Annotated in this window: 5 protein-coding genes and 1 pseudogene; 3 read left to right on the top strand and 3 right to left on the bottom strand. The window is 74.5% G+C overall.

The annotated features are described in order from the left end of the window. Positions 1-307, bottom strand: a pseudogene (locus RIF68_RS27865) (iron-siderophore ABC transporter substrate-binding protein); the annotation flags it as partial. A gap of 313 nt (positions 308-620) precedes the next feature. Between RIF68_RS27865 and RIF68_RS27860 the strand changes: the two are divergent. Both RIF68_RS27860 and RIF68_RS27855 read left to right on the top strand, forming a co-directional pair. Continuing rightward, on the top strand, positions 621-1,769 hold the full coding sequence (locus RIF68_RS27860; protein ID WP_309054060.1) for a hypothetical protein: 1,149 nt from the start codon (positions 621-623) through the stop codon (positions 1,767-1,769). A gap of 47 nt (positions 1,770-1,816) precedes the next feature. Further along, positions 1,817-1,954 (top strand): hypothetical protein, encoded by a 138-nt coding sequence (locus RIF68_RS27855; protein ID WP_309054059.1) that lies wholly within the window; start codon positions 1,817-1,819, stop codon positions 1,952-1,954. A gap of 217 nt (positions 1,955-2,171) precedes the next feature. On the opposite strand, the gene RIF68_RS27850 is transcribed toward RIF68_RS27855, so the two are convergent. After that, positions 2,172-2,876, bottom strand: coding sequence for a hypothetical protein (locus tag RIF68_RS27850; protein WP_309054058.1), 705 nt, complete (start codon positions 2,874-2,876; stop codon positions 2,172-2,174). A gap of 127 nt (positions 2,877-3,003) precedes the next feature. Between RIF68_RS27850 and RIF68_RS27845 the strand changes: the two genes are divergently transcribed. Then, positions 3,004-3,909: an arginase family protein gene (locus tag RIF68_RS27845; protein WP_309054057.1), complete on the top strand. Its 906-nt coding sequence runs from the start codon at positions 3,004-3,006 to the stop codon at positions 3,907-3,909. Positions 3,910-3,999: 90 nt separating this feature from the next. On the opposite strand, the gene RIF68_RS27840 is transcribed toward RIF68_RS27845, so the two are convergent. Then, positions 4,000-4,695: MFS transporter (locus RIF68_RS27840; RefSeq protein WP_309054056.1), on the bottom strand; the 696-nt coding region annotated here is incomplete at its 5' end.

Below are 4,695 nucleotides of genomic sequence, written 5' to 3'. Positions count from 1 at the left end.
AGACGACGTTGTCGAGCTCGCCGACGTCGAGGACGACGACGCGCTTGGGGGCGGTCTTCAGCTCGGTCTTCCCCATGGCGTGGGTGAGGGTGCGCGGGAACTGGCCCGGCTTGGCCTCGGTACCCATGGCCGCCGTCTTCGCGGCGGCGTCACCGAAGTCCTTGCCGCCGGTGGCGACGTCCTTCTTCTTGGCCGTGTCCTCCTTCTTGGCCGGGTCGGAGGCGGTGTCGCCGCCTCCGCAGGCCGCGAGGGAGAGCGCGGCGGCGAGGGCGACGGCTGCGGCGGTGCCGCGGCGGCGGAAGGACATGGGCGGGGCTCCTCTTCCGGTACGTGGGGCCCGGGCGGGTGCCGGAGCGCGGTCCGGCCGGGCCGCGCGCCCCGGACTCGGGCGGGCGGGCCTCCGGGCGCGCGGGCGTACGCCGAGCTCACGAGGCTGACAGCGGAGCGACAGGGTCCGCTTAGGGTCGCCTTACCTTACGTACCTTCTCCCCCATCAGCACAACCGGCCCCCTCCGCTCAGTCGAATCACCGGACGGCCACCCTTATGTGTGAAGTGACCCTGGTCGTGTTGTTCGGCAGGAAGTGCGAAAACTAGCTTCGTGGCTGGAGGTGACGAGTCGATGACAGCGTGTGCCATCGAGACCACGGCCGAGGACGACGATCACGACGGGGACCGTGCCCGGGGTGCGGGGTGGCCGTCCGGGTTCACCATCACGGCGAACGGTGCCTACGCCGCCAGGCTCGCGGGCGCCGGGGACGCCCTGTACGCGGAGCGGTGGACCCTCGACGGCCCGGAGCCGTACGCCGTACCGCTTCCCCTCGGCCAGCCGGAGGAACGCGGCACGCAGCTCCTGCCCCTGGCGGACGGCCGGGTCCTCGTCGCCCGTCGCGTGGACGGGCGGCGGAACACGTTCTCGCTGCTGTACCCCACCGGCCCCGGCACCGGGGAGCTTCAGCTGGGCGCGGTCGAGGCGCCCGGTTCCGAGCGGCTGATCCTGCTGCCGCCGTCGCCGGACGGCATCTGCGCCTACGCGATGTGCGTCGGCCCCGAGACGACGACGCTGTGGCTGGTGGCGGGCGGCGCCTTCGGGCCCGAGCAGGTCGCCGAGGTGCGCGGCCACTGTTCGGGCGGGGTCTGGCTGGACCGTACGGGCCGGATGCTGGCCCTGGACCGGCGGCTCGGCGGCGGCCCCGTGAAGACGGTGGCGGTCGACCTGGAGCGGGGCGGCGAGGTGACGCCGCTGCTCCAGATCACGGAGGAGAGCGACGACCGGCTGCTGCTCGCGGACCCGGAGAGCGGACTGCTCCTGATCCGCTCCGACGCGCCGTCGCCGGGCCACGAGCGGCTCGGCTGGGGGGTCCTGGGGAGTCTGCTGCCGGTGCGCTTCCCGGAATGCCTGCGGCTCGACGACGCGGCGGTGACCCCGTTCGCGGTGCAGCCGGGACAGGTGCTGATGCCGGAGAGCTGCGCGGTGGCGCTGCGGATCGACGCGGCGGCCGGGAGCTGGGTCGGGGTCTGGAAGCCGTCCTCCCGCCGGATGCGGCAGCTGGCGGCGCCGGCCGGCTGGCTGGCGGGCGCGGGCCTGTGGACGGCGGAGGGGGTGTTGCGGCTCCCGTACGCGACGCCCGGGGTGCCGTGCGGACTGGCCGCCCTCACGGTGCCGCCGGAGCCCGCTCCGCGGCCGGTCGTGGTGGTCGAGGAGCCCCGGGTGTGCCGCCCGGTGCCTTTGCAGCAGGCTCCTCTGACGGACCGTAGGCCCGCTCGTTAGACTCCGGGCCGCACCACAAGATCGATTGCTACGGGGTGAGTTCCACCATGTCGGAGAGCATCAGCACGGACGGGCAGGAGCGGCACGGCTCCGGGAAGCACCGCGGTCAGGCCGCGCCGGTCGAGGACTCCGCGTCCTCGCCGCACGGCCGCCACCGCCGTGAGCCCGACGCGCAGGCGCGCTGATCCCGCGAGGGGAGCGGGACGAACGAGGGGCCCCGGGAGCCGATGGCTTCCCGGGGTCCTTCGCCGTACGGGCGGGTGCCGACCCGCAGGGCACCGGCAAGCGGCGCCTGCCCGGAGCCCGCGACGCAGCGGCGCCGCCTTCTCCGGAGGTTTCCGGCCGCACCCTGGGTCGTGTCCGTGAAGTCGCGCCTGGCCCGCGACGCCTGGGCAGACGCCGCTACTTTCCGGACACGACCTGGGACCACGTCTCCGGGGCCGGGCCGAAGGCGCGGCGGGCGGAGCGGACGGTGAGGGTGGCGAGGGCGGCGTTGGCGCCGCCGCCGATGACGGCGCCGATGCCGAAGGGGGCGACGCGGCCGAGGACGATGATGCCCTGCTTGGTGCCGTACTTGGTGATGAAGTTCCTGCCCAGGATCGTGTTGATCCGGCGCAGCGTCTCGACCGGCACCTTGGCGACGACCTGACGGCCCCAGTGCTGACCGGTCCGCTCGGCGATCTTGGTGATGGTGGTGGAGCCGCTGCCGCCGAGGAGGACGCCCAGGACGATCGTGCGGCGGCGCTCGATCTCGTCGAGGGAGACGCCGTGGACGTCGGCGACCGAGAGGGCGAAGAGGGCGCTCAGTTCGAGGGAGGAGAGGGCCTCGCCGGCCGAGAGGGCGAGGGAGACGGTCGTGCCGACGCCGGGCGCGGCGGCGGCCCCGCCGACCGCGGCGCCGGTTCCGGCCAGGGCGCTGATGTACATCCGCTCCAGGGTGCGGATGACCTGTTCGGGGGTGGCGTCCGGCCTCCGCTGCCGGGCCCGGTCGATGTTCCTGCGGACCAGGGGGCTCTGGAGGTCGATCGCCTTGTCCACGAGGTCCAGTACACGCTGTCCGGGGCCCGGGGCCTCCGGAGCGAACCCGTCGTCGACACCTGCCGCCATGGCCGCAACTCCCTTTGTCCGCCCGCCTCCACGGCGGTCGCCACGATCTTATGATCACGAGGGCCCGCCCGTGCGGGCTTCCACCGATCGGGTGGTGGGGCCGTCCCCCGTCGCGGAGGATGGGCGCATGCGGAATCCTGTCGTGCTCGACGCCCCGTCCAATCTGGGTCTGCGTCCGCCGGCCCCCGGCACCGTGCCCGGCTGTTACAAGCTCGCCGGGGCCCTGCGGGAGCAGGGCGTCCTGCGGCGGCTCGGTGCGCTGGAGGGCGGCGTGGTGGTGCCGCCGCGGTACGACCGCGGGGACTGGCGGGAGGGCGACGGGGTGTTCAACGCCGCCGCGCTCGCCTCCTACACGCGCAGGCTCGCCGACCGGATCGAGCACCACGTCCGGGCCGGGGACTTCCCCGTGGTGCTCGGGGGCGACTGCTCGATCCAGCTCGGCGCCTCGCTCGCGCTGCGCCGCCTGGGGAGGTACGGGCTGGTCGCGGTCGACGCCTCGCCGGACTTCCGGCACCCGGGCATCTCGGACCGGATCGGCGCGGCCGGCGGCGAGGAGGTCGCGCTGGCCACCGGGCGCGGGCAGGACGACCTGACCGACCTGGAGGGGCTCAAGCCCTATCTGCGCGACGAGGACGTGCGGTTCTTCGGGATCCGGGACGCCTTCCGGGACGACGCGGACTGTGTCGAGCTCGCCGCCCTGAGGATCCCGGTGGTGACCGTCGGCCATCTGCGCGAGTGGGGCGCGCGGGCGCTCGCGCGGGCCACCGCCCAGTCCTTCGAAAGCGGGGTCGTGTCCGGTTTCTGGGTGCACCTGGACGCCGACGTGCTGGACCCGTCCGTGATGCCGGCCGTGGACAGTCCCGACCCGGACGGGCTGATGCCCGGCGAACTGGTCGAGCTGCTGCGGCCGTTGCTCGCGTCCCCGCTCTGCGTGGGGTTCAACGTCACCGTCTACGACCCCGATCTCGACCCGGACGGCACGGCGGGCGCGCTGCTCACCGACATCGTGGTGGACGCCTTCCCCCTGCGGTGACCGCCACCGGCGGTGCTCCGGACCCGGCCGTGGCCGGCATGCCCCGAGCCGGGCGCCGGGAAGGCGGAGCGGCACCTGCCGGTGCTCACGTCATGCGGGGAGGGCCGCCCGCTCCTTCCGGCCCGCTCCCGCCGGCCTCGGCAGCCACAGCAGCATGAGCACGGCCGCCACGAGCAGCACCGCCGCCGAGACGCGGAAGGCCATGGCGTAGCCCACGACGAGGGCGGCCGGGCCCGGTTCGCCGTGGCCGTCGGCCAGGGGCGTGGCCGCGGCGGCGACCGTGCTGAGGACCGCGAGGCCGATCGCGCCGCCCATGGTGCGGGAGGTGTTGACGAGCCCGGAGACGAGGCCCGCGTCGCCCGGGGCGGCGCCGGAGGTGGCGAGCGCGGCCAGGGGGGTGGTGGCGAGGCCGATGCCGCCCATCATGAGGATGCCGGGGCCGAGGATCGTCCCGGCGAAGCTCCCGTCGGCGGACAGGGTCGACTGCCAGGCGAACCCGGCCGCGGCGACGAGGATGCCGGCGACGGCGAGTCCCCGGGAGCCGGTGAACGGCATGAGGCGCGGGGCGGCCTTGGAGCCCAGCAGGACGGCCAGGGAGCTGGGCACGAGCGCGAGTCCGGCCTGGAGCGGGGTGTAGCCGAGGACGTTCTGCGCGTACACCGTCATGAAGAACCACATGCCGAAGGAGCTGCACCCGCACAGCAGGATCCCGGCGTTGGCCGCCGTCACGGCCCGGTTGCGGAAGATGCCCAGCGGTACGAGCGGGGCGGCGGTACGGGCCTCCAC

The organism is Streptomyces sp., assembly GCF_031178505.1.
Classification (GTDB): Bacteria; Actinomycetota; Actinomycetes; order Streptomycetales; family Streptomycetaceae; genus Streptomyces; species Streptomyces gulbargensis.
This window is presented reverse-complemented; position numbering and strand designations above follow the sequence as displayed.

Bases quoted from the DNA above. Each gene is read 5' to 3' on its own strand.
- RIF68_RS27860 (WP_309054060.1), top strand. From the start codon at position 621: ATGACAGCGTGTGCCATCGAGACCACGGCCGAGGACGACGATCACGAC.
- RIF68_RS27855 (WP_309054059.1), top strand. From the start codon at position 1,817: ATGTCGGAGAGCATCAGCACGGACGGGCAGGAGCGGCACGGCTCCGGG.
- RIF68_RS27850 (WP_309054058.1), bottom strand. From the start codon at position 2,876: ATGGCGGCAGGTGTCGACGACGGGTTCGCTCCGGAGGCCCCGGGCCCC.
- RIF68_RS27845 (WP_309054057.1), top strand. From the start codon at position 3,004: ATGCGGAATCCTGTCGTGCTCGACGCCCCGTCCAATCTGGGTCTGCGT.